This window comes from Mesorhizobium sp. B1-1-6 (assembly GCF_006443035.1).
In the GTDB taxonomy this organism is placed as follows: Bacteria; Pseudomonadota; Alphaproteobacteria; order Rhizobiales; family Rhizobiaceae; genus Mesorhizobium.
In genome coordinates, this window is the sequence record NZ_VFWR01000001.1 from 115,879 (window position 1) to 138,178 (window position 22,300).

25 protein-coding genes are annotated in these 22,300 nt (G+C 62.6%); 6 read left to right on the forward strand and 19 right to left on the reverse strand.

Annotated elements, in window-relative coordinates; translation table 11 throughout:
* Positions 1–44: 44 nt before the first annotated feature.
* Together FJ979_RS00555 and FJ979_RS00560 are read right to left on the reverse strand one after the other, a co-directional pair.
* On the reverse strand, positions 45–629 hold the full coding sequence (locus FJ979_RS00555) for a GDYXXLXY domain-containing protein (protein ID WP_140579753.1): 585 nt from the start codon (positions 627–629) through the stop codon (positions 45–47).
* Positions 626–1,741 carry a DUF2157 domain-containing protein gene (locus FJ979_RS00560; RefSeq protein ID WP_140579755.1) on the reverse strand — a complete coding sequence of 372 codons (1,116 nt, stop codon included), beginning with the start codon at positions 1,739–1,741 and terminating at the stop codon, positions 626–628. The genes FJ979_RS00555 and FJ979_RS00560 overlap by 4 nt, the downstream gene beginning before the upstream one ends.
* A gap of 235 nt (positions 1,742–1,976) precedes the next feature.
* On the opposite strand from FJ979_RS00560, the gene FJ979_RS00565 reads away from it, so the two are divergent.
* The 5 genes from FJ979_RS00565 to FJ979_RS00585 all read left to right on the forward strand — a co-directional run bounded on the left by FJ979_RS00565 (position 1,977) and on the right by FJ979_RS00585 (position 4,959).
* The gene (locus FJ979_RS00565) at positions 1,977–2,117 is read left to right on the forward strand and encodes a DUF1127 domain-containing protein (RefSeq protein ID WP_013531315.1); all 141 of its coding nucleotides are present in this window, start codon (positions 1,977–1,979) and stop codon (positions 2,115–2,117) included.
* Between the two features lie 48 nt (positions 2,118–2,165).
* On the forward strand, positions 2,166–2,306 hold the full coding sequence (locus FJ979_RS00570) for a DUF1127 domain-containing protein (RefSeq protein ID WP_013531314.1): 141 nt from the start codon (positions 2,166–2,168) through the stop codon (positions 2,304–2,306).
* A 569-nt stretch (positions 2,307–2,875) separates the two neighbouring features.
* On the forward strand, positions 2,876–4,285 hold the full coding sequence (gene trmFO / locus FJ979_RS00575) for a methylenetetrahydrofolate--tRNA-(uracil(54)-C(5))-methyltransferase (FADH(2)-oxidizing) TrmFO (RefSeq protein ID WP_140579757.1): 1,410 nt from the start codon (positions 2,876–2,878) through the stop codon (positions 4,283–4,285).
* Between the two features lie 67 nt (positions 4,286–4,352).
* The gene (locus FJ979_RS00580; protein ID WP_140517110.1) at positions 4,353–4,643 is read left to right on the forward strand and encodes a type II toxin-antitoxin system ParD family antitoxin; all 291 of its coding nucleotides are present in this window, start codon (positions 4,353–4,355) and stop codon (positions 4,641–4,643) included.
* Positions 4,627–4,959 (forward strand): type II toxin-antitoxin system RelE/ParE family toxin, encoded by a 333-nt coding sequence (locus FJ979_RS00585; RefSeq protein ID WP_181181766.1) that lies wholly within the window; start codon positions 4,627–4,629, stop codon positions 4,957–4,959. The genes FJ979_RS00580 and FJ979_RS00585 overlap by 17 nt, the downstream gene beginning before the upstream one ends.
* 17 nt (positions 4,960–4,976) lie before the next feature.
* Here the strand turns inward: FJ979_RS00585 and FJ979_RS00590 are convergent, their stop codons facing one another.
* The 7 genes from FJ979_RS00590 to yajC form a co-directional block, all read right to left on the reverse strand.
* Positions 4,977–5,927: a sterol desaturase family protein gene (locus FJ979_RS00590; protein WP_181181767.1), complete on the reverse strand. Its 951-nt coding sequence runs from the start codon at positions 5,925–5,927 to the stop codon at positions 4,977–4,979.
* Entirely contained in the window at positions 5,927–6,349 is a 423-nt protein-coding gene (locus tag FJ979_RS00595; RefSeq protein WP_348640411.1) for a type II secretion system protein, read from the reverse strand. The genes FJ979_RS00590 and FJ979_RS00595 overlap by 1 nt, the downstream gene beginning before the upstream one ends.
* A 94-nt stretch (positions 6,350–6,443) precedes the next feature.
* Positions 6,444–7,259: a phytoene/squalene synthase family protein gene (locus FJ979_RS00600; RefSeq protein WP_140564094.1), complete on the reverse strand. Its 816-nt coding sequence runs from the start codon at positions 7,257–7,259 to the stop codon at positions 6,444–6,446.
* 25 nt (positions 7,260–7,284) lie between these two features.
* Positions 7,285–7,674, reverse strand: coding sequence for an Mth938-like domain-containing protein (locus tag FJ979_RS00605; RefSeq protein WP_140495776.1), 390 nt, complete (start codon positions 7,672–7,674; stop codon positions 7,285–7,287).
* A 29-nt stretch (positions 7,675–7,703) separates the two neighbouring features.
* Complete coding sequence (secDF, locus tag FJ979_RS00610; protein WP_140495775.1) at positions 7,704–10,256, reverse strand: protein translocase subunit SecDF; 2,553 nt, start codon at positions 10,254–10,256, stop codon at positions 7,704–7,706.
* 89 nt (positions 10,257–10,345) lie between these two features.
* Positions 10,346–11,392, reverse strand: a complete 1,047-nt coding sequence (locus FJ979_RS00615) for a hypothetical protein (RefSeq protein WP_140579761.1) — start codon at positions 11,390–11,392, stop codon at positions 10,346–10,348.
* A gap of 76 nt (positions 11,393–11,468) precedes the next feature.
* On the reverse strand, positions 11,469–11,807 hold the full coding sequence (yajC, locus tag FJ979_RS00620) for a preprotein translocase subunit YajC (RefSeq protein ID WP_140495773.1): 339 nt from the start codon (positions 11,805–11,807) through the stop codon (positions 11,469–11,471).
* A gap of 287 nt (positions 11,808–12,094) precedes the next feature.
* Here yajC and FJ979_RS00625 point away from each other — a divergent pair, with 287 nt between their 5' ends.
* Positions 12,095–12,970 (forward strand): ATP-binding protein, encoded by an 876-nt coding sequence (locus FJ979_RS00625; protein WP_140561514.1) that lies wholly within the window; start codon positions 12,095–12,097, stop codon positions 12,968–12,970.
* An 84-nt stretch (positions 12,971–13,054) separates the two neighbouring features.
* On the opposite strand, the gene FJ979_RS00630 is transcribed toward FJ979_RS00625, so the two are convergent.
* The 10 genes from FJ979_RS00630 to FJ979_RS00675 form a co-directional block, all read right to left on the reverse strand.
* Positions 13,055–13,360, reverse strand: coding sequence for a hypothetical protein (locus tag FJ979_RS00630; RefSeq protein WP_140521031.1), 306 nt, complete (start codon positions 13,358–13,360; stop codon positions 13,055–13,057).
* Positions 13,361–13,796: 436 nt separating this feature from the next.
* On the reverse strand, positions 13,797–15,329 hold the full coding sequence (locus tag FJ979_RS00635) for a LysM peptidoglycan-binding domain-containing M23 family metallopeptidase (protein ID WP_140579763.1): 1,533 nt from the start codon (positions 15,327–15,329) through the stop codon (positions 13,797–13,799).
* Positions 15,330–15,506: 177 nt separating this feature from the next.
* Complete coding sequence (locus FJ979_RS00640; RefSeq protein ID WP_140495769.1) at positions 15,507–16,160, reverse strand: protein-L-isoaspartate(D-aspartate) O-methyltransferase; 654 nt, start codon at positions 16,158–16,160, stop codon at positions 15,507–15,509.
* Positions 16,157–16,915 carry a 5'/3'-nucleotidase SurE gene (gene surE / locus FJ979_RS00645; RefSeq protein ID WP_140495768.1) on the reverse strand — a complete coding sequence of 253 codons (759 nt, stop codon included), beginning with the start codon at positions 16,913–16,915 and terminating at the stop codon, positions 16,157–16,159. The genes FJ979_RS00640 and surE overlap by 4 nt, the downstream gene beginning before the upstream one ends.
* Positions 16,915–18,219 (reverse strand): serine--tRNA ligase, encoded by a 1,305-nt coding sequence (serS, locus tag FJ979_RS00650; RefSeq protein ID WP_140564097.1) that lies wholly within the window; start codon positions 18,217–18,219, stop codon positions 16,915–16,917. The genes surE and serS overlap by 1 nt, the downstream gene beginning before the upstream one ends.
* 375 nt (positions 18,220–18,594) lie before the next feature.
* Entirely contained in the window at positions 18,595–19,458 is an 864-nt protein-coding gene (gene tatC, locus FJ979_RS00655) for a twin-arginine translocase subunit TatC (protein ID WP_140495766.1), read from the reverse strand.
* Entirely contained in the window at positions 19,455–20,189 is a 735-nt protein-coding gene (gene tatB, locus FJ979_RS00660) for a Sec-independent protein translocase protein TatB (protein ID WP_140495765.1), read from the reverse strand. Before tatB ends, tatC begins: the two co-directional genes overlap by 4 nt.
* A gap of 86 nt (positions 20,190–20,275) precedes the next feature.
* Positions 20,276–20,497: a twin-arginine translocase TatA/TatE family subunit gene (locus tag FJ979_RS00665; RefSeq protein ID WP_015317533.1), complete on the reverse strand. Its 222-nt coding sequence runs from the start codon at positions 20,495–20,497 to the stop codon at positions 20,276–20,278.
* Between the two features lie 179 nt (positions 20,498–20,676).
* Complete coding sequence (scpB, locus tag FJ979_RS00670) at positions 20,677–21,456, reverse strand: SMC-Scp complex subunit ScpB (RefSeq protein ID WP_140521034.1); 780 nt, start codon at positions 21,454–21,456, stop codon at positions 20,677–20,679.
* On the reverse strand, positions 21,453–22,256 hold the full coding sequence (locus FJ979_RS00675; RefSeq protein WP_140564220.1) for a ScpA family protein: 804 nt from the start codon (positions 22,254–22,256) through the stop codon (positions 21,453–21,455). Before FJ979_RS00675 ends, scpB begins: the two co-directional genes overlap by 4 nt.
* Between the last annotated feature and the right edge of the window lie 44 nt (positions 22,257–22,300).

Here is a 22,300-nt window from a genome sequence, read left to right on the forward strand (position 1 = left end):
CCCTCCCCGTTCAAGCTATGGATGGCAGCCCACCCCTGCACACCTTAATATAGAGGCTCCTGAAACAGCGTCTTGTCGCCGTCCACCAGCGCCTTGATCTGGGCGGTGCCGTCGCTGGCCAGTGCAAGACGGATCCCGAACGGGCGTACCCGCATGTCGTTCTGGATTGCCATCCCCTCGCCTTCCGGCAGGTAGAACCGTTCGATGCCGTAATCCGGCGCGATCGTCAGTCCCTCGCCGCGAAGATCCCAGCCTCCGGCGACATGACCGCGAATATCGGCCTCCTCGGCACCGGTCGGTGTCGGCGCCGCGCCGAACCACGCGGCGCTCGGCGTCCAGTAGCCGTCGGCGTTCTTCTTCAGACGGACGACGATCGAGGTGTCGTCGCTGGAAAGTTTTCCGGCCGGGATGTTGGCGATCATCTTCACCGGTATGCGCGAGATGTCGTAGCCGAGGATGATATAGTCGCCGCGCAGCAGGTCGCGCGGATCGACAGGCTCGATCTTCAGCAGCACTTCCTTGCCGCTGCGCAGGATCGCCGCCCGGCCGGCGATGATCCAACCCAGGAAGCCGATCTGGACGAGCGCCAGCACCAGCGCCGAGATGACAAGCCTCTTCCCGGACATCATGCCGTGGCTCCTCCGGTGGCCGGATCCTTCATGCGTTTCTCCACGCGGATGATGACGATCGCCAGGATGCCAAGCAGCACCGCCGCGGCAAGGAAGAAGCCGGCGGTGTCGAGCATCGACTGCAAGGTCACGACATAGATCATGGCGAGTTCGAAGGCGAAGCCGAGATAGGCAAGCCAGCGCAGGCCACGGCTCTCGCGCCCCGCGAGCACAATGGCGGCAACAATGCCGGCCAGCGCGACGACCGCAATGGCGAAGCCTCTGTCGTAGCTGCTTTCGCCGGCCAGTTCGAACTGGATGATGGCCAGTCCAGTGAGGAAGCCAAGCAGAGCATGCAGCGGCAAGCGGCCGCCAAGCTGCACGATCCGGTCGACCGGTTCCGGCGCGAAGACGGAAGCCACGAACAACAATACCGATACGATGACCAGCGGGATCGCCACCGGCAGCGTCTCGTGATCCACGGCGACCAGCACAAGATAGAAGAGCAGCGACAGGATGATCAGGTGCCGCGCCGCCTGGCTGCGGGTCCAGAACGAGACGGCAAACAGCACAGCCGCCATGACGAGGAAGAGATGCGGAAATTCGCTGCGATTGAAATAGTCGAACCCTTTCAGGAGCAGCCAGGCGTCGGCGATGCCGACCGCGGCGACGGTCAGCGGGTTGGACCGCAGCGCCACCGCCGCCAATGCGGTGCCGGCGCCCCAGGCGATCAAGGCCGAGGCCTCGTCGCCCGACAGATGGTACATCTGGCCGATCAGCGCGATCGAACCGCCGAAAGCCGCCGCCGCCACGATCCACAACGCCTCGCCGATCGCCGCGTGGTCGCGGGTTTTCAGCACTGCACCGCCGACATAGCCGCCAAGGATCACGGCAAAGAGCGCGGCAACGCGCGCCAGCCGCGGGATGGCTTCCCAGTTGGCGGCGACGAAGATCAGGATGGCCGCGCCGAACAGCAGCGCCGCCATCATCGCCAGGATCGAACCGAAGCTCAACGACTGGCGCGCGTTGATCTCGACGTCGCGCCGCAATGCATCGGCCGTCGGGGCGTCGATCAGTCCGGCCTCAAGCCATCGCGCAATGTCCGACCTGACCCGTGTCGCGTAGCCCGCCATGCTTCCCCCTGCTGCTTGGTCGGTTTTTCAGCTGGAGCTGCCAAACCGTTGACGTCACGGCACTTTCTGATTCTGGCTTCTTTGTGTCAGGTCCGCGAAGGCTTGTTAATGTTGCATTGCACAATTTGCATTGCTGCCATGCAGCCATAGCGCTTTTAAATCGATATGGGCCCGCCTATTTATGGTTTGTACACAAACGGAATGATCCGCAAGAAAAGACGAAACGAGAAATACCATGAACCTGATCCGCAACTACCGCAACTGGCGCCGCTACCGGGACACAGTTTCCGAGCTGAGCCGCCTGAGCAACCGTGAACTGACCGACCTCGGCATCAGCCGCAGCGACATTCCTTACGTCGCTCGCAAGGCGGTCTAATCCTTCGGACCGCGAATGGTCCGAACCAGTTTCGAGAAGAGCATGACAATGAACCTGATCCGCAACTATCGTAACTGGCGCGTTTATCGCGAGACGGTTACCGAGCTGGGTCGCCTTTCCAACCGCCAGCTGCACGATCTCGGCATCGTCCGCGACGAAATCAAGATCATCGCCCGCCAGGCGATCTAACAACGGAATTTCGCCAGGGTCGACCTCCTCCCCGACCCTGACGAATACGGTCACCCCTTACCTCCTCCCAAGGGTTGACCACCAAAACGGCGCCCGCCGCACCTCCTCCCGCGGCGGGCGTTGTTTCTCGGAGCAAAACGAGTTTTGCTCCAGAGGCTTCGCCCCTCTTCAAAATGGCGAAAAGAATTTCGTCAAAGCCGACCTCCTCCCCGGCGATGACGGATAGGCCCGACCTTCACCTCCTCCCGAAGGTTGGCCACCCAAACGGCGCCCGCCGCACCTCCTCCCGCGGCGGGCGTTGTTTCCCCGGAGCAAAACGAATTTTGCTCCAGAGGCTTCGCCCCTTTTCAAACGGCGAAGGAATTTCGTCAAAGCCGACCTCCTCCCCGGCGATGACGAATACGGTCGGCCTTCACCTCCTCCCGAGGGTCGACCCCCAAAACGACACCCGCCGGACCTCCTCCCCCGGCGGGTGTTGTTGTTTTCAGGGCAGCCTTCGCCTTCGCCGCCGCGGCATGTTCCAGGTGCGGCAATTGCAATCGTCCCGCCAAGCGATTATTCCGGCGCTCATGAGCAAAAAACCTATTCACATCATCGGCGGTGGCCTCGCCGGATCCGAAGCAGCATGGCAGGCAGCCCAAGCCGGCGTTCCCGTTGTGCTGCACGAAATGCGGCCCGTTCGCGGCACAGAGGCGCACAAGACCGACGGCTTGGCCGAACTCGTTTGCTCCAATTCTTTCCGCTCCGACGACGCCGAGAACAACGCCGTCGGTCTTTTGCATGCCGAAATGCGGCTGGCCGGCTCGCTGATCATGAGCGCCGGTGACGCCAACCAGGTGCCGGCCGGCGGGGCGCTGGCCGTGGACCGCGACGGATTTTCCGACGCGGTGACGGCCAGGATCGAGGCACATCCGCTGATCTCCATCCAGCGCGAGGAGGTACCCGGCTTGCCGCCGGTCGAATGGGATCAGGCCATCATCGCCACCGGCCCGCTGACCGCGCCCTCGCTCGCACAGTCGATTGCCGAAGCGACGGGCGCCGATGCGCTCGCCTTCTTCGATGCGATCGCGCCGATCATCCATTTCGACACGATCGACATGGACACCTGCTGGTTCCAGTCCCGCTACGACAAGGTCGGGCCCGGCGGCACCGGCAAGGACTACATCAACTGTCCCTTGGACAAGGACCAGTATCTTGCCTTCGTGCAGGCACTGGTGGAGGGCCAGAAAACAGAATTCAAGCAATGGGAAGGCACGCCCTATTTCGACGGCTGCCTGCCGATCGAGATCATGGCCGAGCGTGGCGTCGAGACGCTGCGCTACGGGCCGATGAAGCCGATGGGCCTGACCAATGCGCACAATCCAACCGTCAAGGCCTACGCCGTCGTGCAACTGCGGCAGGACAATGCGCTGGGCACACTCTACAACATGGTCGGCTTTCAGACCAAATTGAAGCACGCCGAGCAGGTGCGCATTTTCCGCACGATTCCTGGTCTGGAGAACGCCGAATTCGCCCGCCTCGGCGGCCTGCATCGCAACACCTACATCAACTCGCCGACCTTGCTCGACGCCTCGCTGCAGCTGAAGTCGCGCCCGGGCCTGCGTTTCGCCGGCCAGATCACCGGTTGCGAAGGCTATGTTGAAAGCGCCGCCATCGGCCTGCTCGCCGGCCGCTTCGCCGCTGCCGAGCGGCTCGGCCACGCGCCGTCGCTGCCGCCACTCACCACGGCGTTCGGAGCGCTGCTCAACCACATCACCGGCGGACACATTGTTTCAGACGACGAGCCGGGAAAGCGCTCTTTCCAGCCGATGAACGTCAATTTCGGCCTGTTCCCGCCTGTCGAGGCGGTGAAGATCGAAGGCAAGCGCCTGCGCGGCAAGGACAAGACGGTCGCCAAAAGGCACGCGATCACGTCGCGTGCGCTGGGTGATTGCCGGCAATGGCTGGGGCTGCCGGCGCAAGCTCAAGCGGCGGAATAGCCTTTCAGATTGGCTTGCCGCGGAAAGTAGGATAGTATCCTACTCGCTCGATCATTGGAGTCATCGCTTGGAACCAGCCGAGAAACTGTCCGTCACCGTCACGCCCGCCATGGCGCGCATGATCCGCGAAAAAGTCGAGGACGGTTCCTTCGGCTCGGCGAGCGAAGTCATTCGCGCAGCACTTCGCGCTTTCCAGCGCGAAGAGGACGAGCATGCCGAACGCATGGCGTCGATCCGGGCGCGGGTAAAATCTTCGATTGAGGACACAAGGCCGAACCTTTCCGGAAAAGAGGTTCGCGACCAGCTTAAGAAATTCGCTGAGCAATATTCGAGCCGCATTGATGATTCGGCGGCTTGAGGTCGAGTATCGCGAAAGTGCCAGAGACGATCTTACCAACATTTTCAGATACATAGTTGAGTCGGGCGGAAGCCCCAACGCGGCGCTGAGATTCGTGCTTCGAATTGAAGACCGTTGTCAAGACATCGGCAACGCAGCTCGTGGCGGTCGCCTGCGCGACGACATCGTGCCGGGACTGCGAACCGTTCCGTTCGAGCACTCCGCCGTCATAGCCTATATAATCGAGAGCGACATCATTCGCATCGTCAACATCTTCTACAGTGGCCGCGACTACGAGACATTGATGCGAGATGGCGGATCGAGTGGCCTTTCCTAGAAAGGGCTACGAAATAGCTACTCGGCCGGCTCGGCACGCGCCGGCCGCAGCCCCGGCTTGCCGGCCTCACCCGGATTTCGCCTGACATAGGCTGCTTTCAGGCTCTCGGAGGTTTCGCGCGAGCCGTCATGGCTCCAGCCGGGCGGCTTGATCAGGTAGTTCAGGCGGTCGCTCAGGGTCAGATCAGGTGAGAAGGCATCCCTGAACATGCCGATCCATTCGTGGAAAGCCACTTTCAGCGGATTGAAGGTGCCAAGATTTTTCACGATGCCGTAGCGCGGGCGGTCCTCTTCCAACTCCTCGACGAAGGTGCCGAACATGCGGTCCCAGATGATCAACGTGCCGGCGTAGTTGGCGTCAAGGTAGCGCGGATTGGTGGCGTGGTGGACGCGGTGGTGCGAGGGCGTGTTGAAGACGAATTCGAACCAGCCCCACATCTTGCCGATCGTCTCGGTGTGGATCCAGAACTGCCAGATAAGGTTGAAGCCGAAGGTGAAGGCAATCACCGCCGGATGGAAGCCGAGCAGCACCAGCGGCGCCTGCAGCACGAACATGAAGGTGAACAGGCCCGTCCAGCTCTGCCTGAGTGCCGTCGACAGATTGTAGTGCTGGCTGGAATGGTGGTTGACGTGCTCGGCCCACACCCAGCGCACCCGATGCGCGATGCGGTGGTAGATGTAGTAGCGCAAATCATCGAGCAGGAAGGCCGCCAGGAACACCCAGATCGACAGGCCGAGGTTGAAGAAACGGAACTGCCAGAGCCACAGCAGCGCCCAGTAGGAGACGACGCCCAGTAGCAGCCCGGCGACGACATTGCCGGTGCCCATCATCAGGCTGGTCAGCGTGTCGTGCGTCTCGAACGAGCCCTTGGCCCGGCCGGTGCGCACCAGCCACAGCTCGATCAGGATGGCGGCAACGAAGAACGGGATGGCGAGCTGGGTAACCTGCGGGAAATTGTAATCGCCCATCACGCGGCCTCCTTGGTCGAACTAGGATGCTGCGGCTGAAGAACTCTTAGCACAGCGTGCGCGTCGGCAGCGTTAGCGAAGGTGAAGTGACCGCCTTTCCAGGTGAAATCGGCAAGGCGCAGCGCAATCGTCCCGGCACCATCGTCACTCCGCGCCAATACATCGCGCGGCGTGATGATACGCGTCAGGAAACGATCTCCGATGGCATGGACGATGCCAAGGCGCCCTCGCCCGAGTTCCAGGAACGCGGTTCGGCCATCGGATGTGAGGTGGATGGCGGCCGCCGGTTCATCCGGAAAATCCTCGGCAAAACGCTCTCGCGCCTGCTCTGCATCGGCCAGCCTGGCCTTGCGGCTGCCGCCGGTGAAATGAACGGCGGCGACCGACAACGCGATGCCGAATACGACGATCACGACCAGCACGGGCAGGCTCATGGACAGGCATCTCCTCCAGCCGGCCTGTTGTCTTGGCAACAGTTCCCGGTTGAACGATCCCTTAGCACAATTGACGTTTACGTCAAACTGCTGGCCAGCCCGCCATCGCGCGACGCAGCATGAGCCAGTGGCGGCGCATGGTCGAGAGTCGCACCGTGCCGTCGAGCGGCGAACCGCGTTCCATTTTCGTCAGGTAGGCTCGCGACAGGACCAGCGGCAGAAAGGCCGGGCGCAGTGAAGCCGGCAAATCCGATGCGCCTTTCTCGAAGACCGAGAGATGCTCCCGCGCCAGCGCGATCATGGCGGCGACGGCGCGCTGCGCACCTGGTCCACCATCGTCGGTGACGAATTCCTCCGGAGACGAACCCGCCGCGGCCAGGATATCGGCCGGAACAAAACACTGTCCGCGACTGCGGTGCAGCGGCAGCAGGAGCAACAGTCCCGTAATCGCCTGCGCGCAACCGGCCCTACCGGCCAGTTCGGCGAAACGTGGCGCCACTCCTGGATCCAGCACCATTGCCGCCAGTTGAATAAGCGCGGCTGCCGTTTCGCCGCAATAGCCTTCGAGATCGGTTCGCGACGGCATCGGGTCGTCATAGAGGTCGAAGATGCGGGCCTCGAGCATATTCTCGAATGCCTGTTTCGGCAGGCCGTACCTGGAAATCGTGGCCTTCAGCGCATCCGCGATCGGATGGCCCGTCTCGGACCCTTCGGCTGCGATGACATCGCGCCACCATTGCAACCGCACCTCGCCCGGCAAGGCCTCGCGGATGCGATCCCGAATGCCCGCGATTTCGGCATTGAAGGCGTAGAGCGAAAACAGCGCTTCGCGCTTGTCCGTCGGCGCGTAGAGCGCGCTGAGATAGCGGTCATGGTCGGCGGCGCGCACGGCGCCCATGACGATTTCGCCCTTTTGGTCCACGTCAGTCGACGGCGATCAGCGCGGCGGCTACCGCGCGATCCTCTGCGAGCAGGACATTATATGTCCGCACCGCTGCACCGGTCGCCATCGGGTCGGCGGCTATGCCCGCGGTCTTCAAGGCGGCGCGAAGCCCCGCCGGCAAGGGTCGTAAATCCTTGCCCGTGCCGACCAGCAGGATTTCGATCTTCTCGGCCTGGGCCAGCAGCCGTTCGAAATCCGCCACCGTCAGCGCAGATGGGTCCGCCGGCTCCCAGCCATGGATACCCGACGGCAGGCACAGAAGCGAACCGCGATGCGACATGTCGGCGAAGCGGAAGCCGCCATTGCCATACGCCTCGATAGGGGCGCGGCCGGGGAAATGCGCCTCGCGGATGACGATACCTTTGGCCATCCCTGCCGATCCGCCCTTCGGGTCGCGCGTCAGGTCGCGACCGCCTTGCCGCCGCCGACCGGCTTTTCCTCGTCCGAACTCGTGGCCTGCGGCCGCAGCTTGAATAGGATCAGCAGCGGCGCGGCGATGAAGATCGACGAATAGGTGCCGAAGATGACGCCGAACAGCATTGCCATCGTGAACGAGCGGATCACCTCGCCGCCGAACAGCACCAGTGCCAGGAGCGCCAGGATCGTCGTCACCGAGGTCAGCGTCGTTCGCGACAGCGTCTCGTTGATGGCGTTGTTGAGGAGCTGCGGCAGCGGCATCTTCTTGTATTTCCTGAGATCCTCGCGAACGCGGTCATAGACCACGATCGTGTCGTTCAGCGAGTAGCCGATGATGGTCAGGATCGCCGCCAGCGACGATTGGTTGAACTCCAGCCCGGTTATAACGAAGAAGCCTATGGTCATGACCACGTCATGGACCGTCGCCACGATGGCGCCGACCGCGAACTGCCATTCGAAGCGGAACCAGACATAGATCAGGATACCCACCAGCGCGACCAGCATGGCGATCGTGCCTTGCTTGGCCAGTTCTCCTGACACGGTCGGTCCCACCACCTCGACGCGGCGGAAATCGTAATTGTCCTGCAACTCGCCGCGCACCTTGTCGATGACGGTCTGCTCGGCATTCTCGCCGCCGTCCTGCGTGCCGACACGGATCAGCACGTCGTTCGGCTCGCCGAACTGCTGCACCTGCACTTCGCCGATATTCAGTTCCGAGAGCCTGGCTCTGATGTCGGCAAGATCGGCATTGCCGCTCTTGGACTTCACCTCGATCAGCGATCCGCCCTTGAAATCGATGCCGTAATTGATGTCGACGGTCATGAACAGCACCACCGACAGGACCGACAGCAGGCTCGACAGCGCGAAGGTCCAGCGGCGGATGCCCATGAACGGGATCTTCGTGCCGGGCGGAATGAAGGTCACCGGCGCCCGCGGCAATTCCTTCGGGCGCGCGCGGCGCAGCCAGATGGACACCAGCAGCCGGGTAAAGGTGAAGGCGGTGAACACCGTGGTCAGGATGCCGATGGCGTAGGTGATGGCAAAGCCCTTCACCGGCCCCGTTCCGAGATAGAACAGCACCACGGTCGCGATCAGCGAGGTGACGTTGGAATCGACGATCGTCGCCAGCGCCTTCGAGAAGCCGGTGTCGATCGCCTGGATCACCGAGCGTCCGGCGCGCCGCTCCTCGCGGATGCGCTCATAAATCAGCACGTTGGAATCGACGGCCATGCCGATGGTCAGCACGATACCGGCAATGCCTGGCAAGGTCAGTGTCGCGCCAAGCAGCGACAGCAGTCCGACGATCATCGCCACGTGCACCGCCAGCGCGATGTTGGCGAGGAAGCCGAGGAAGCCGTAGGCGACGAACATGAAGGCGACGACAAGGATAGAGCCGATGATGCCGGCGACCTTGCCGGCATGGATCGAATCTTGGCCGAGGCCCGGACCCACCGTGCGCTCCTCGATCACGGTCAGCTTTGCCGGCAGCGCGCCTGCGCGCAGCAGGACCGCGAGGTCATTGGCGCTCTCGGCCGTGAAATTGCCTGAGATCTGGCCGCTGCCGCCCAGGATCGGCTCGCGGATCTGCGGCGCCGAAATCACCTGGTTGTCAAGGATGATGGCGAACAGCTTGCCGACATTCTGCGATGTCGCCTGCCCGAACCGTGTCGCGCCGCGCGAGTTGAAGGTGAAGGAAACCACCGGCTCGTTGGTCTGCGAGTTGTAGGTTGCGGTCGCTTTGGAGAGGTCTTCGCCGGAAACGATGACGCGGTTTTCGATCAGGTAGGGAACCGGCGGATCGTCCTGCGAATAGAGGATCGATGAACCGGCCGGCGGACGGCCCTTCAGCGCATCCTGCACCGGCATAGACTGGTCCACCATCTGGAAGGTCAGCTTGGCGGTCTGGCCGATGATTTCCTTCAGCCTTTGCGGGTCCTGCAAACCGGGCACCTGCACCAGAATGCGGTCGTCGCCCTGCCGCTGCACGATCGGTTCGGTGGTGCCGAGTTCGTTGACGCGGCGTTCGACGACTTCGATCGACTGTGCCAACGCAGCCGACGTGCGATATTTTATGCCGGCGTCGGTGACGGTGAATTTGAGCAGGCCGGGCTCGGAATCATCCAGCGCCATCTCCTGGACGGAGCCGCCGGTGAACAGGCTGGCGGCGACCGGATCGGTCAGCGGCTTCAGTGCCGTCTTGGCCGCATCGAGCTGGTTCGGGTCCTGTATGCGGACCTGTACGGTCCTGCCCGTGCCCGCCAGGCCGGTATAGCCGATCTTGGCCTCGCGCAGCAGCGTCCTGATCTCGTCACGCGTCGTCTCCAGCTGCGCCTTGACCAGATCGTTCTGATCCATCTGGAGCAGGATGTGCGAGCCGCCCTGCAGGTCGAGGCCGAGCGTCATCTGCCGCTTGGGCACCCAGCTCGGAAGCTGCGCCAGCGTGCTTGCGGGAATGAGATTGGGCGCGGCGAGGACCACTGTGGCGGCCACGGCCAGCCAGATCAGGATCATCTTGAAGCGCGAGAAATAAAGCATCAGTTCTTATCCGTTCAGGCGTACAAGCGGCAGCATTCCGCCATCGGTTCGGTTCGCGGGCCCGTTTCTCATTCTGAGCACGGCCGGCCCTATCGTGCTTCTTCAGCGATTGTCAATCTTGCCGGCAATGGGCCGGTTCGCAACAGCATGGCGATGGTGTTGGCTTCCCGGACAGTGAAATTGCCCGAGACTTGACCGTAACCACCATCGATGGGCTCGCGAATGACAGGTGCTGAAATCACGTGGTCATCCAGGATCACAGCCAATGGCTTGCCCACATTTTGCGTTGTAACCTGTTTGAACCGTGCCGCGCCTTTGGCGTCAAACCGGATTATGACAACCGGCTGGTCATTTTGCTGCCCACTGTAAGTTGGGCGGGCGTCGAGCACGTCCTTATCTGAGAGGATGACCCGATTCTCGACCAGGTAAGGAACCGGCGGATCGTCCTGCGTATACACCACCAGCGAGCCAACAGGCGGGGAACCGCTGATCGCATCGTTCACCGACATCGAAAGGTCAACCAAATGGAAGCTCAGGCGACCAGGCCGGGTGAGAATTTTTTCCAGCGTTTGCCGATCGGCGATGTCTGACGTCTGAACAAGTATGCCGTCTTGGTCCGCTGGTTGGGCCACCGTGCCGGCGACACGCAGATCTTGGAGACGATTTTTGATGACCTTAATCGACTGAGAAATCGCGTTAGAGGTCTGATACTTCAAACCCGCATCCGTCAGCGTGAATTTGAGCAAGCCGGCTTTGCCGGAATCCAGCGTCATTTCCTGAACGCGGCTGTCCGGGGCAACATCCATTACCGTCTTGAGCGCTGTCTTTGCCGCCTCAAGCTGAGCCGGATTCGTGATGCGCACCTGCAAGGTCCTGCCCGACACAGCAAGCCCCGTGTAGCCGATCCTGGCCTCCATCAGAAGCGCCCGGACATCGCCACGCGCAATCTTCAGCCGGCCGTCGATCACATCCGCCACCACCAGATGGAGCAGGATATGCGAACCGTCTTGCCCTGCTCGAACGACTGCCGGACTGTCGGCAGGCCGCTCGGGCCGCATGGCATGCGGACTGGCGGCGAAAAGGTTGGACGCGTCGAAGACGGTCATCGTGGCTACGGCAAGCCACGTCAGCATCATCTTCAGGCGCCAAAAATGAGACATATGCCGTCGCTTGTCAGGGCCCCGTCCGCGGATCGCTCCGCCTGGAATTTGGTTATTTCTTGGCGTTCTGGTTCGCTACCGGCTCGCCCTTGACGCGCACGTCGGCGATCGTCGAGCGCAACGCCGTCACCTTCGTGCCGCCACCGAGGTCGATCTCGAGCTCATGGTCGTCGATCACCTTGGTCACCTTGCCGACGAAGCCGCCGCCGGTGACGACCGTGTCGCCGCGGCGCACGGCCGCCAGCATCTCGCCGCGCTTCTTCAGCTGCGTGCGCTGCGGCCGGATGATGAGAAAATACATGATCACGAAGATCAGGACGAACGGCAAAATGCTGATGAACATGTCGGGAGAAGCCCCAATGCCTTGGGCATATGCCGGTGTCACGAACATCGAGGTACTCCTGAATTTTGAAAACAGCCGCCAAACGGCTCAGTGGATTTGGCAGCCCCGCGAAATTTGGCCGGAATATAGTCGGTAAAGTTGCCAATGCAACTGCGTGGCCGGGCAAATCGGCTGCTTTTCCGGCCTGTTCGCCCGTGTTAGAGCATGACCGCGAAAAGCGCGAGCGGGTTTTCGCAAAAGATCGCGCTGTAACAAACGGTTGCAGCGAGTTTCGAAACCGTCGGGATCGAACCCGGCCACACCTTCCCTCGCGGAACCAGAGCAAAAGACCTGAGATGACCGATACCAGCATCGACGCATTGAACCAGAAACTCGACCGCCTGATCGAGGCGGTCAGCCGCCTCGCCCCGCCGCCTGTGCCCGAAACCGACCTTGGCGGAGCCGATTGCTTCGTCTGGCAGGCGGATCCGGGTTACCTGGAGCCGGTGCGCAAGGTGAACCGCGTCGACATCGGCCTGATCCGCGGCGTCGACCGTGTGCGCGACATCCTCGTCGACAACACAGAACGCTTCGCCTCCGGCTATGCCGCCAACAACGTGCTTTTGTGGGGCGCGCGCGGCATGGGCAAATCGTCGCTGGTCAAGGCCGTGCATGCCGCAATCAACGCCTCGCCGAAACTCGACCGCCCGCTCAAGCTGATAGAGATCCATCGGGAGGACATCGATACGCTGCCGAAGCTGATGACGCTGCTGAAGGCCGCGCCTTACCGCTTCATCCTGTTTTGCGACGACCTCTCCTTCGACCATGACGATACCTCCTACAAATCGTTGAAGGCAGCACTCGAAGGCGGCGTCGAAGGCCGCCCGGCCAATGTCATTTTCTACGCCACGTCGAACCGCCGCCATCTTCTGCCGCGAGACATGATCGACAATGAGCGCTCCACCGCCATCAATCCGTCCGAGGCGGTCGAGGAGAAGGTTTCGCTCTCCGATCGCTTCGGCTTGTGGCTCGGCTTCCACAAATGTTCGCAGGACGAATATCTCGAAATGGTCAACGGCTACGCCAGCCATCATGGGCTCGACATCGACCCCGGGCAGTTGCGCGCCGAGGCGCTGGAATGGGCGACGACACGCGGCAGCCGCTCGGGCCGCGTCGCCTGGCAGTTCACGCAGGACCTCGCAGGCCGGCTCGGCAAGCCGTTGAAGGATTAGGCGCGGCTCACCGAGTGACGGCAGGAGCCGGCCACAAAAGTTTCGTGGCCGACCCGTCCGGGGACGCCGGTTTCTATATCGTGTTCATTCCCGCACAGGCTTTATGCTTCCCAGAACCATGGGAATATCGGTTTGTATCCCGAGTGTATCGGTCGCCCAGGCCTGCATTTCTGGTGAAGCATCACCTGATTTCAGGATGGAAATGGCCAGCTCGGACATGTCTGTGGGCGGCTTGGTATTGATCACCGCATAGGAGAAATAGCCGGCCAAAGCGGCACTTGCGATCGAAATGACCGGCGCAACGATTAAAGCAGTTGCTCGTACATGCGATTGCCAGCGATGCGTTGGGCTGGCGGACGGAAGTTCATCCTCTTCGACAGATTCAATCATTCCACTCTCCTTGCAGAGCGTCGAGAATGACTTTCCTCTACATTAGTTAAAATGCAGATAAACCATTTTCGATAACGCGAGTCGCAATACGGCTCTTGCGCCGATCCCCGCCAAGGGAGCGACTGCGGCACCGGAGACGTGGTGCGCACGACGGTTCCGGGCGCTGCTCAGGCGCCCGCCAATGGCAAACGTCTAGACTCCCAAAAGCTATTTGGCGTGATGTGTCCCCGCGCCATTAGCGCGGTTGAGGGCTGCTCTTTGGTTCAGCATGTCACTCAAAATTTGATCCTGGTTAGACATGCATGAAAACAACGACGTGCATCCAGCAACCAACTGAAAAAGCCCGCTCCTTGCGGGGCGGGCTGAGCCGGCGGGCCGGACTGGAGGTCAGGCGGCCCGCAAATCGCTTTTTTTATTCTATTCGAAATAGCCCCGACTATTCGAGATAGCCGGAGGGATCGACCGGGGCCGAGTTCTTGCGCACTTCGAAATGCAGCTTCGGCGAGTCCGTCGTGCCGCTCATGCCCGACAGCGCGATCTCCTGGCCGCGCTTGACCTTCTGGCCGCGCTGGACCTCGATCGAGCTGGCGTGACCGTAGACGGTGACCAGGCCATTCTCGTGCCGCACCAGCACCGTATTGCCGAATTCCTTGAGGCCGTCGCCGGCATAGATGACGACGCCATTCTCGGCCGCCTTGACCGGCGTGCCTGCCGGCACGGCGATGTCGACGCCGTCCTTGCCGGAACCGAAGCCGGAAATGACGCGGCCGCGCACCGGCCAGCGCATCTTGCCTATGCCGGTGGCGTCCGGCGCCACAGCGTCGTCATCCTCGGCCTGCTGGATGACCTTGGCGTCTTTCTTCGGCGGCGTGTAGGAAGCCAGCGTTTGCGACGGCGTCGTCTTGGCCGTCGGCTGCGTCGTGGCTGTCGTCACCGGGTCTACCGCCGCAGGCTTTGCGGCGGCCACCGTGGCCGTTCCGCCGGCCGGCACCTTCAGCGTCTGGCCGATCTTCAGCAAGCCGTCCTGCATGCCGTTCGCCTGCTTGATGGCGACAACGCCGACGCCGGTCTTCCTGGCGATCGAGGAAAGCGTATCGCCCGATTGCACCGTATAGGTGCCGCCGGCGCCGGCCTTGGGCGCGGCGGCGGCCATTTGCGGCGCGGGCTTGTTGTCCTTCGGCTTGTTCGCCGCGGCCGAAGCATCGACCTGCGCGGCTGACTTGCCCTCCTTGAGCTTCGGCTGCTGCGGCAGCACGGCGACCTTTTCCGGCGCGGTGGCCGGCACGTCGCGCTTGCCGTTGGCTGGCTTGGCGTCGGCAACCCTGGGCTCGGCCTTGCTGGAATAGGCGTAGGCCGGAATGATGATCTTCTGGCCGGTCTTCAGCCCCTTGGTCGCGCTCAGCCCGTTGACCTTCATGATCACGTCGGCCGGCACCTTGTAGTGCTGCGCCAGCCCGGAGATCGTTTCACCGTCCCTGACGACGATTTCGGTGGCATGCGCCGTGCCGGCTGCCTTGGCGTCGGGCTGGGCATCCTTGAAGGGCTTGGCCGCGGGAGCAACCGTGCCGGTCGCCGTCCGGTCGACATGCGGTGCCGGGCGCACCAGAGCGGGCGCCGATGCAACACGCACCGGATTGGCGGCGGGTGCCAGCGCGGGAGCGGGCTGCGCCTGGGCGACCGGTGGCGGCAGCGGCCGCGTCGACACCGGTTCGAGGCTGGAGCGGCTGACCGACTGCGTGTGGCTGCCATCGAGCGGCGCGGCCGCGACATCCCCCGGATAGGGCTGCTGCACGGCATCCTGCTTGTTGATGATGGCGCGCTGATTGTTTGTCGAGGAGGTGAAGACGTCGTCGACGCCGTTGAACCGCGACACTTGCGAGCTGCACCCAGCCGCAGCACCCGCGATCATGAGAACAGCGCAGCCCCGCGCCAAATTGCGACTGTTTGCCTTCAAAACACTGAGTTGCATCGCACTAACCCGCACAAACTCTGCACCAACTGGACAGGATTAAAGCGCGTTAATGTTACTGGTCGGTTAACCCCTTAGAATCAGACGCAAAATTTCTTAAAATATTTGAAGCCGCCCAGACTGCCCATATAGAGGCACGCGCAGCCGCCGTTGCAGGCCGGCTGACATGGACAATCCCTAGATAACGGCCGCCAGGCTGCGCAATACCGGCTGCAGGCGCACGAGGCCGATATCCTCGCGCTCGAAACGGCTGCCGACCTTGGTGAGCTTGGCCAGCACCTGCTCGCCCTCCTCCGGTCCGATCGGCGCGATCACGATGCCGCCGCTCGACAACTGGTCGAGCAGGAAACGCGGCAGGCTGTCGAAGGCGGCCCAGGCGACGATCCGGTCGAACGGGCCTTCTGCGGCCAAACCGGAGGAACCATCCACCTGGCGCGCGATGACGTTGCCGATGCCGAGCGCCTCGAAGCGCTGCCGCGCCTGTTCGACCAGCGTCTTGTAGCGGTCGATGGTGACAACCCGGCCTGACAGGCGCGACATCACCGCTGCCGTATAACCGGAGCCGGTACCGATCTCGAGCACGCGATTCCCGACTTCGATGGCGAGTGCGGCGATCACCGCCGCCTGCATGTCCGCGCCCTCGATCGCTTCGCCGCATTCGATCGGCAGCATGCGGTCCGACCAGGCGATGGAATGGAATTGGGCGGCCAGGAAGCCGCGCCGCGGTGTCGCCTCGAAGGCCGCGATCAGCGCCTTCGGCACGGTCCCCCTGCCGCGCAGGCGCAGCAGGAAGGCGGCAAATCCTTCTCGGTCATCGATCGGCAGGTTCATGCAAGGGCCTTGCTCAGCTGGTCACGAATCTCATGCGCTGTGAGGTCGAGCTGCAACGGCGTCACCGACACCAGGCGATTGCGCAGCGCAAAAAGGTCGGTGCCCTGCTTGCCCTCGACGGGTTCGCGGCCGAAGCGCAGCCAGTAGTACGGCAGCCCGCGCCCGTCGCGGCGTTCCTCGACCCACAGGCTGTGTACGAGCTTGCCCTGCGAGGTGACCACCGTGCCGGCGACCTCTTCAGGCAGGCAGTTCGGAAAATTGACGTTGAGCAGCACGCCGTCCGGCAGCGGCGTCGCGACGAGTTTCTTGAGCAGCGCCGGCGCCAGCGCCTCGGTGGTCTCGTAGGGAACGACGCGGTCCTCGCCGATAGTGCTGTAGCCCTGGCTGAGCGCGATCGAGCGTATGCCGAGCAACGCGCCCTCCATCGCGCCGGCGACGGTTCCCGAATAGGTGACATCGTCAGCGATGTTGGCGCCGGAATTGATGCCCGACAGGATCAGGTCGGGCGCGCCGGGCAGAATCTTCTTCACGCCCATGATGACGCAGTCGGTCGGCGTGCCGCGCACGGCAAAGTGCTTCTCGCCGATTTTCCTCAGCCGCAGCGGCTCCGAGATCGACAGCGAGTGCGCATAGCCGGACTGGTCCTGCTCCGGCGCCACCACCCAGACATCATCGGACAATGTGCGCGCGACGCGCTCGAGCGACGCCAGGCCCTCGGCATGAATGCCGTCGTCATTGGTCAGGAGAATACGCATTATTTCGATTCGATCTTTTCCAGCCCGCCCATGTAAGGCCGCAGCACTTCAGGAATGGTTACGCTGCCATCCTCGTTCTGGTAGTTTTCGATGACGGCGATAAGTGCGCGCCCGACAGCGGTGCCCGAGCCGTTCAGCGTATGGACGAAGCGGTTGCCCTTGCCGTCCTTGTCCTTGTAGCGAGCGTCCATGCGCCTGGCCTGGAAATCGCCGCAGACAGAGCAGGACGAGATTTCGCGATAGGCGTTCTGGCCGGGCAGCCACACCTCGATGTCATAGGTTTTTCGCGCGCCAAAACCCATGTCGCCGGTGCACAGCACCATGGTGCGGAACGGCAATTCGAGCCGCTTCAGCACTTCCTCGGCACACTCGGTCATCCGCTCATGCTCCGCGAGCGAGGACTCCTGGTCGGTGATCGACACCAGCTCGACCTTGTAGAACTGGTGCTGGCGCAGCATGCCGCGCGTGTCGCGCCCTGCCGAGCCGGCCTCCGAGCGGAAGCACGGCGTCAGCGCGGTGTAGCGCAACGGCAGTTTCTCATGCGCGGTGATCTCCTCGCGCACGAGGTTGGTGAGCGGCACTTCGGCGGTGGGGATCAGGCCAAGCCTGCCATCTCCATGCGGCGTGAAGAACAGATCCTCCTCGAACTTCGGCAGCTGGTTGGTGCCGAAAAGAACATCGTCCTTGACCATCAGCGGCGGGATGACTTCCTCATAGCCATGCTCGGTCGTGTGCAGGTCGAGCATGAACTGGCCGATCGCGCGTTCCATCCGCGCCAGCCCGCTCTTCAGCACGGTGAAGCGCGAGCCCGACAGCTTTGCCGCACGCTCGAAATCCATCATGCCGAGCGCTTCGCCGATCTCGAAATGCTCCTTCACCCAGTTCGGGCGGGTCGGCACCTTGCCGACGATATGCTTGACCACGTTGTCGTGCTCGTCCTTGCCGACCGGCACATCGTCGAGCGGCACATTGGGCAGCACCGCCAGCGCGTCGTTCAGCGCCTTGTCGAGCTCGCGCTCGCGCGCCTCGCCGTTCTGGATGAAGGTTTTTATCTCACCGACTTCGGCTTTCAGTTTTTCGGCAAGGGCGGCATCGCCCGAACGCATGGCATTGCCGATCTCTTTCGAGGCGGCGTTGCGGCGTTCCTGCTTGGTCTGCAGCTCGGTAACATGTTCGCGCCGCGCCTCGTCCCTGGCGATCAGGTCATCGACGGTGGACTGCGCTTCCTCGACCGACCACGAGCGCTTGACCAGCGCCTCGACAAGGGCCTTCGGGTTGTCGCGAATCCATTTGATGTCAAGCATGGTCTGAAAGCTCCTGCGGTAGCTTGCCGCCAAAGCGCGCGGCGGTTTGCGCTACGATATGCTCAAGAATATAGCCTGAAACGCATCGTCGGTTTCGCGATGCGTTTCAGGCCAGAGGGGGTAAACCGCATCTCTGATCGATGCAAGATCGGGCTTGCTGACGGCAGGGGCCGCGAGCCCGCTTTCGAGTGGTGAGGGATAGCGCGACAGTCCAGAAATAAAAAACCCGCCTCGGCGGCGGGTCGTTGGCGCAAATCAGCACCATAACCGAATATGTACCATAGCGGCGGGCACCAAGTCAAGAAAAAATTCCTATCGGTACCGGGCCGCGCACCGATTCCGAGGCCGGCAGCCCGCAGGGGCGACGCGCCTGCCCTATGTGGAGGATGCGTCTGCCGGCTTTTCCGCCACCTCTTCCTCGGATTGCTGCTTCTCCCGCGCCAGGCGCTCGCGCTCCTGGCTGCGTTCGATCATCCGCGCCGACCAGATGGCGACCTCGTAGAGCAGGATGGTCGGGATGGCGAGGCCGATCTGGCTCATCGGGTCGGGCGGCGTCAGCACCGCCGCGACGACGAAGGCGATGACGATCGCCCATTTGCGCTTCTCGGCCAGCGCCTTGGATGACAGCATGCCGACGCGCGTCATCAGGCTGGTCACCACCGGCAGTTGGAATACCAGGCCGAAGGAGAAGATCAGCGTCATGATCAGGCTGAGATATTCCGACACCTTCGGCAGCAGCGAAATCTGCACCTGGTCGTTGGTGCCCGATTGCTGCATGGCGAGGAAAAACCACATCACCATCGGCGTGAAGAAGAAATAGACCAGCGAGGCGCCCATCAGGAACAGGATTGGCGACGCGATCAGGAACGGCAGGAAGGCGTTGCGTTCGTTCTTGTAGAGGCCGGGCGCGATGAACTTGTAGATCTGCGTGGCGATCAGCGGAAAGGCGATCACCATGCCGCCGAACATGGCGAGCTTGACCTGCGTGAAGAAGAATTCCTGCGGCGCGGTATAGATCAGCTCGACCTTGTGCGGGTCGAGCCCCGCCCATTGCGTCGCCCATTTGAATGGCACCACAAGTAGGTTGAACAGCTTCTTGGCGAAGAAGAAGCAGACCAGGAACGCGGCGAAGAAGCCGCCGAGCGACCAGATCAGCCGGCGGCGCAACTCGATGAGATGCTCCATCAGCGGCGCCGAGGATTTCTCGATCTCGTCCTTTTCCTTGTCCGAAACGCTCACTTGGCGGCTCCCGCCGTCTTTTTGGCCACTGGCTTCTTCGCTGGAGCCGGTTTCGCCTCGGCCTTGGTCGTCGCCGCCTTGGCTGCTGCCGGTTTGGCAGCCTTTGACGCCGCCACGGGCTTCGCCGGCGCTTTGGGTGCTGGCGCGGGTTTGGCGGTCGCCGCTTTCGCAGGCGTGGAAGCTTTCGCGCCGTTCGCCGAAGCCTTGGCGGGCTTGGCCGCTTTCCCTGCCGCAGGTGTCTTTGGCGCCAGCTCTGTCGGCGCTGAAGACGCCACCACCGATTCATCGGTCATGACTGGGAAGATCGGCGCGGCCGGCGCGGTATCGGGTTCAGTGGGCCCCGGCATGGTGGTCGCGCCGTTCTTCAACGGTTCGGCCGCCTGCGGCACCGAGCCGGCGGGCGCTGCCGTATCGACGGCCGGCTTCGGCTTCATCGCCGCGTCGACGCCGGAACGTACATCGGCGGCCGCCTGCTCGAACGGATTGAGCTGTTTCCTGATCTCGGCAACCGGGCTGAGCCCCCTTAGCTCGTCGACCGATTTCTTGACGTCGTCGAGCTCCGCTTCCTTCAGCGCCTCGTTGAACTGCTTCTGGAAATCGGCCGCCATGGCACGCAGCTTCGCCGTCGTGCGGCCGAAGGTGCGCAGCATGTTGGGCAAATCCTTCGGCCCGACGACCACGATCATAACGATCGCGATCACCAGCATTTCGGTCCAGCCGACTTCAAACATGGCTATCCGTTCCGACTAATGCATGCCGCCCAAAAGTGCGAAGCGGTTCTGGGACAACGACACACACAAAAGCAACAACCCTTGGCTCAGCTCTTGCTGGCCTTTTCCTTCGCTGCCGAAACGGTTTCGTCGGCGCGATGTTCGACGGTACGCTTGTCGTCGGCAACGTCGTCGTCGGCCATGCCCTTCTTGAAGCTCTTGATACCCTTGGCCATGTCGCCCATCAGCTCGGGTATCTTGCCGCGGCCGAACACCAGAAGCACGATGACCAGCACGATCATCCAGTGCCAAATCGAAAATGAACCCATAGCAACTCTCTCTCGAATGGTTTCCCTGGCGATGATCTATGCGTTTTCGCGTTGGGATTCAAACACAACCGCGACAGAGTTTATGAAAGGGTGTCGGATGTCACGCATTTTCCGCAATGCGGTCCGCTACCAATCGGCGCATCTAGCCCGGGAAAGCCTCCAGGAACAGAGGCTTGCGGTCAATCTTCCGTGACGCGCGGCGTCAGCAGGCCGAGTTCCTCGAGATCGATATCCGTCAGCGGATCCTCGTCCTCGGTCAGTACATCCGGGTCCGCCGGCGGCTGCGGAATGGAGAAATTCGAAGGCATGCGGCCCGAAAGCAGGCCGGCACCCTTCAACTCCTCCATGCCGGGGAGATCGCGGATTTCCTCGAGCGCGAAATGGTCGAGGAAGGTTTCGGTGGTGCCATAGGTCACGGGACGGCCGGGCGTTTTGCGCCTGCCGCGCATGCGTACCCATTCCGTCTCCAAGAGCGTATCCAGCGTGCCCTTCGAGGTTTCGACGCCTCTGATGTCCTCGATCTCGGCGCGCGTCACCGGCTGGTGATAGGCGATGATCGCCAGCACTTCGAGCGCCGCGCGCGACAGCTTGCGCTGCTGGACGGTGTCGCGGCTCATCAGGAAGGCGAGATCGCCGGCGGTGCGAAACGCCCAGGCATCGCCGACCCGCACCAGGTTGACGCCGCGCCGCGCATAGATCTGCTGCAGCTCGGCCATCGCGAGCGCGATGTTGATGCCATCGGGAAGGCGCGCGGCCAACTGCTTTTCGCTGACGGGCTCGGCACTGGCGAAAACGATCGCCTCGGCCATGCGCACCGCCTCCGCCATATGCAGCCGCTCGGCGGGATTCTGCGCCGGATTCTGGGCCGGATTCTGAACCGAAGCCTGGTCGATCTCGCCCTCCTCCGGTTCGTTGTCCATCTTGAACGGGACAACCGAAGCGTTGGCGCGTTCGCTCATGATGCCACCTCGACTGCCTTGATTGCCGGTGCGCGGTGGTCGCGCAGATAGATCGGCGCGAACACCTCGTCCTGCCGCACATCCATCTTGCCCTCACGCACCAGTTCCAGTGTCGCCGCGAACGAGCTGGCGATCGCGGTGCGCCGCTCTTCCGGGCTGGACAGATATCGGACGAGAAAACTGTCGAGCGCCGTCCAGTCCTGCAGCGAGCCGATCAGCCTTGTCAGGATATCGCGGGCGTCCTTGAGCGACCAGACGCCGCGCCTGGCGATCGTGACATTGGTGATTGCCTGCTTCTGGCGCTGCTGGGCATAGGCGGTGAGCAGATCGTAGAGCGACGCCGAATAGGCATTGCGCTTCTCGATGATGACCATTTCCGGCATGCCGCGCGCGAACACGTCGCGGCCGAGCCGGTTCCGGTTGACCAGCCGCGCCGATGCATCGCGCATGGCTTCCAGCCGCTTGAGCCGGAATTGCAGCACCGCCGCCAGTTCCTCGCCGCTTTCGCCTTCCTCGCCCGGCTGCTTCGGGATCAAAAGCTTCGATTTGAGGAAGGCGAGCCACGCCGCCATCACCAGATAGTCCGCGGCGAGCTCAAGTCTCAGTGCCCTCGCCGTCTCGACGAAGGCCAAATACTGCTCGGCCAGCGCCAGGATGGAAATGCGCGCGAGATCGACCTTCTGGTTGCGGGCAAGATGCAGCAGAAGATCGAGCGGGCCTTCGAATCCTGCGACGTCGACGACCAGCGACGGATCGCCGGTCAGCCGGGTATCATCGCTTTCGGCCCACAGGCGGTCCATCGGTGCGGCCTTCCCGGCCTTGCTTTCCAATGCTTCCGCCACGT

Excerpts from the sequence above, each read along its gene's own strand:
- FJ979_RS00570 (WP_013531314.1), top strand. The coding sequence starts at position 2,166 with ATGAACCTGATCCGCAACTATCGTAACTGGCGCGTTTATCGCGAGACG.
- FJ979_RS00560 (WP_140579755.1), bottom strand. The coding sequence starts at position 1,741 with ATGGCGGGCTACGCGACACGGGTCAGGTCGGACATTGCGCGATGGCTT.
- FJ979_RS00625 (WP_140561514.1), top strand. The coding sequence starts at position 12,095 with ATGACCGATACCAGCATCGACGCATTGAACCAGAAACTCGACCGCCTG.
- secDF (WP_140495775.1), bottom strand. The coding sequence starts at position 10,256 with ATGCTTTATTTCTCGCGCTTCAAGATGATCCTGATCTGGCTGGCCGTG.
- yajC (WP_140495773.1), bottom strand. The coding sequence starts at position 11,807 with ATGTTCGTGACACCGGCATATGCCCAAGGCATTGGGGCTTCTCCCGAC.
- scpB (WP_140521034.1), bottom strand. The coding sequence starts at position 21,456 with ATGAGCGAACGCGCCAACGCTTCGGTTGTCCCGTTCAAGATGGACAAC.
- FJ979_RS00665 (WP_015317533.1), bottom strand. The coding sequence starts at position 20,497 with ATGGGTTCATTTTCGATTTGGCACTGGATGATCGTGCTGGTCATCGTG.
- trmFO (WP_140579757.1), top strand. The coding sequence starts at position 2,876 with ATGAGCAAAAAACCTATTCACATCATCGGCGGTGGCCTCGCCGGATCC.
- FJ979_RS00600 (WP_140564094.1), bottom strand. The coding sequence starts at position 7,259 with ATGGGCGCCGTGCGCGCCGCCGACCATGACCGCTATCTCAGCGCGCTC.
- serS (WP_140564097.1), bottom strand. The coding sequence starts at position 18,219 with ATGCTTGACATCAAATGGATTCGCGACAACCCGAAGGCCCTTGTCGAG.
- FJ979_RS00675 (WP_140564220.1), bottom strand. The coding sequence starts at position 22,256 with ATGGACCGCCTGTGGGCCGAAAGCGATGATACCCGGCTGACCGGCGAT.
- FJ979_RS00630 (WP_140521031.1), bottom strand. The coding sequence starts at position 13,360 with ATGATTGAATCTGTCGAAGAGGATGAACTTCCGTCCGCCAGCCCAACG.
- FJ979_RS00565 (WP_013531315.1), top strand. The coding sequence starts at position 1,977 with ATGAACCTGATCCGCAACTACCGCAACTGGCGCCGCTACCGGGACACA.
- FJ979_RS00635 (WP_140579763.1), bottom strand. The coding sequence starts at position 15,329 with ATGCAACTCAGTGTTTTGAAGGCAAACAGTCGCAATTTGGCGCGGGGC.
- FJ979_RS00605 (WP_140495776.1), bottom strand. The coding sequence starts at position 7,674 with ATGGCCAAAGGTATCGTCATCCGCGAGGCGCATTTCCCCGGCCGCGCC.
- FJ979_RS00640 (WP_140495769.1), bottom strand. The coding sequence starts at position 16,160 with ATGAACCTGCCGATCGATGACCGAGAAGGATTTGCCGCCTTCCTGCTG.
- FJ979_RS00555 (WP_140579753.1), bottom strand. The coding sequence starts at position 629 with ATGATGTCCGGGAAGAGGCTTGTCATCTCGGCGCTGGTGCTGGCGCTC.
- FJ979_RS00585 (WP_181181766.1), top strand. The coding sequence starts at position 4,627 with ATGATTCGGCGGCTTGAGGTCGAGTATCGCGAAAGTGCCAGAGACGAT.
- FJ979_RS00615 (WP_140579761.1), bottom strand. The coding sequence starts at position 11,392 with ATGATGCTGACGTGGCTTGCCGTAGCCACGATGACCGTCTTCGACGCG.
- FJ979_RS00590 (WP_181181767.1), bottom strand. The coding sequence starts at position 5,927 with ATGGGCGATTACAATTTCCCGCAGGTTACCCAGCTCGCCATCCCGTTC.
- surE (WP_140495768.1), bottom strand. The coding sequence starts at position 16,915 with ATGCGTATTCTCCTGACCAATGACGACGGCATTCATGCCGAGGGCCTG.
- tatB (WP_140495765.1), bottom strand. The coding sequence starts at position 20,189 with ATGTTTGAAGTCGGCTGGACCGAAATGCTGGTGATCGCGATCGTTATG.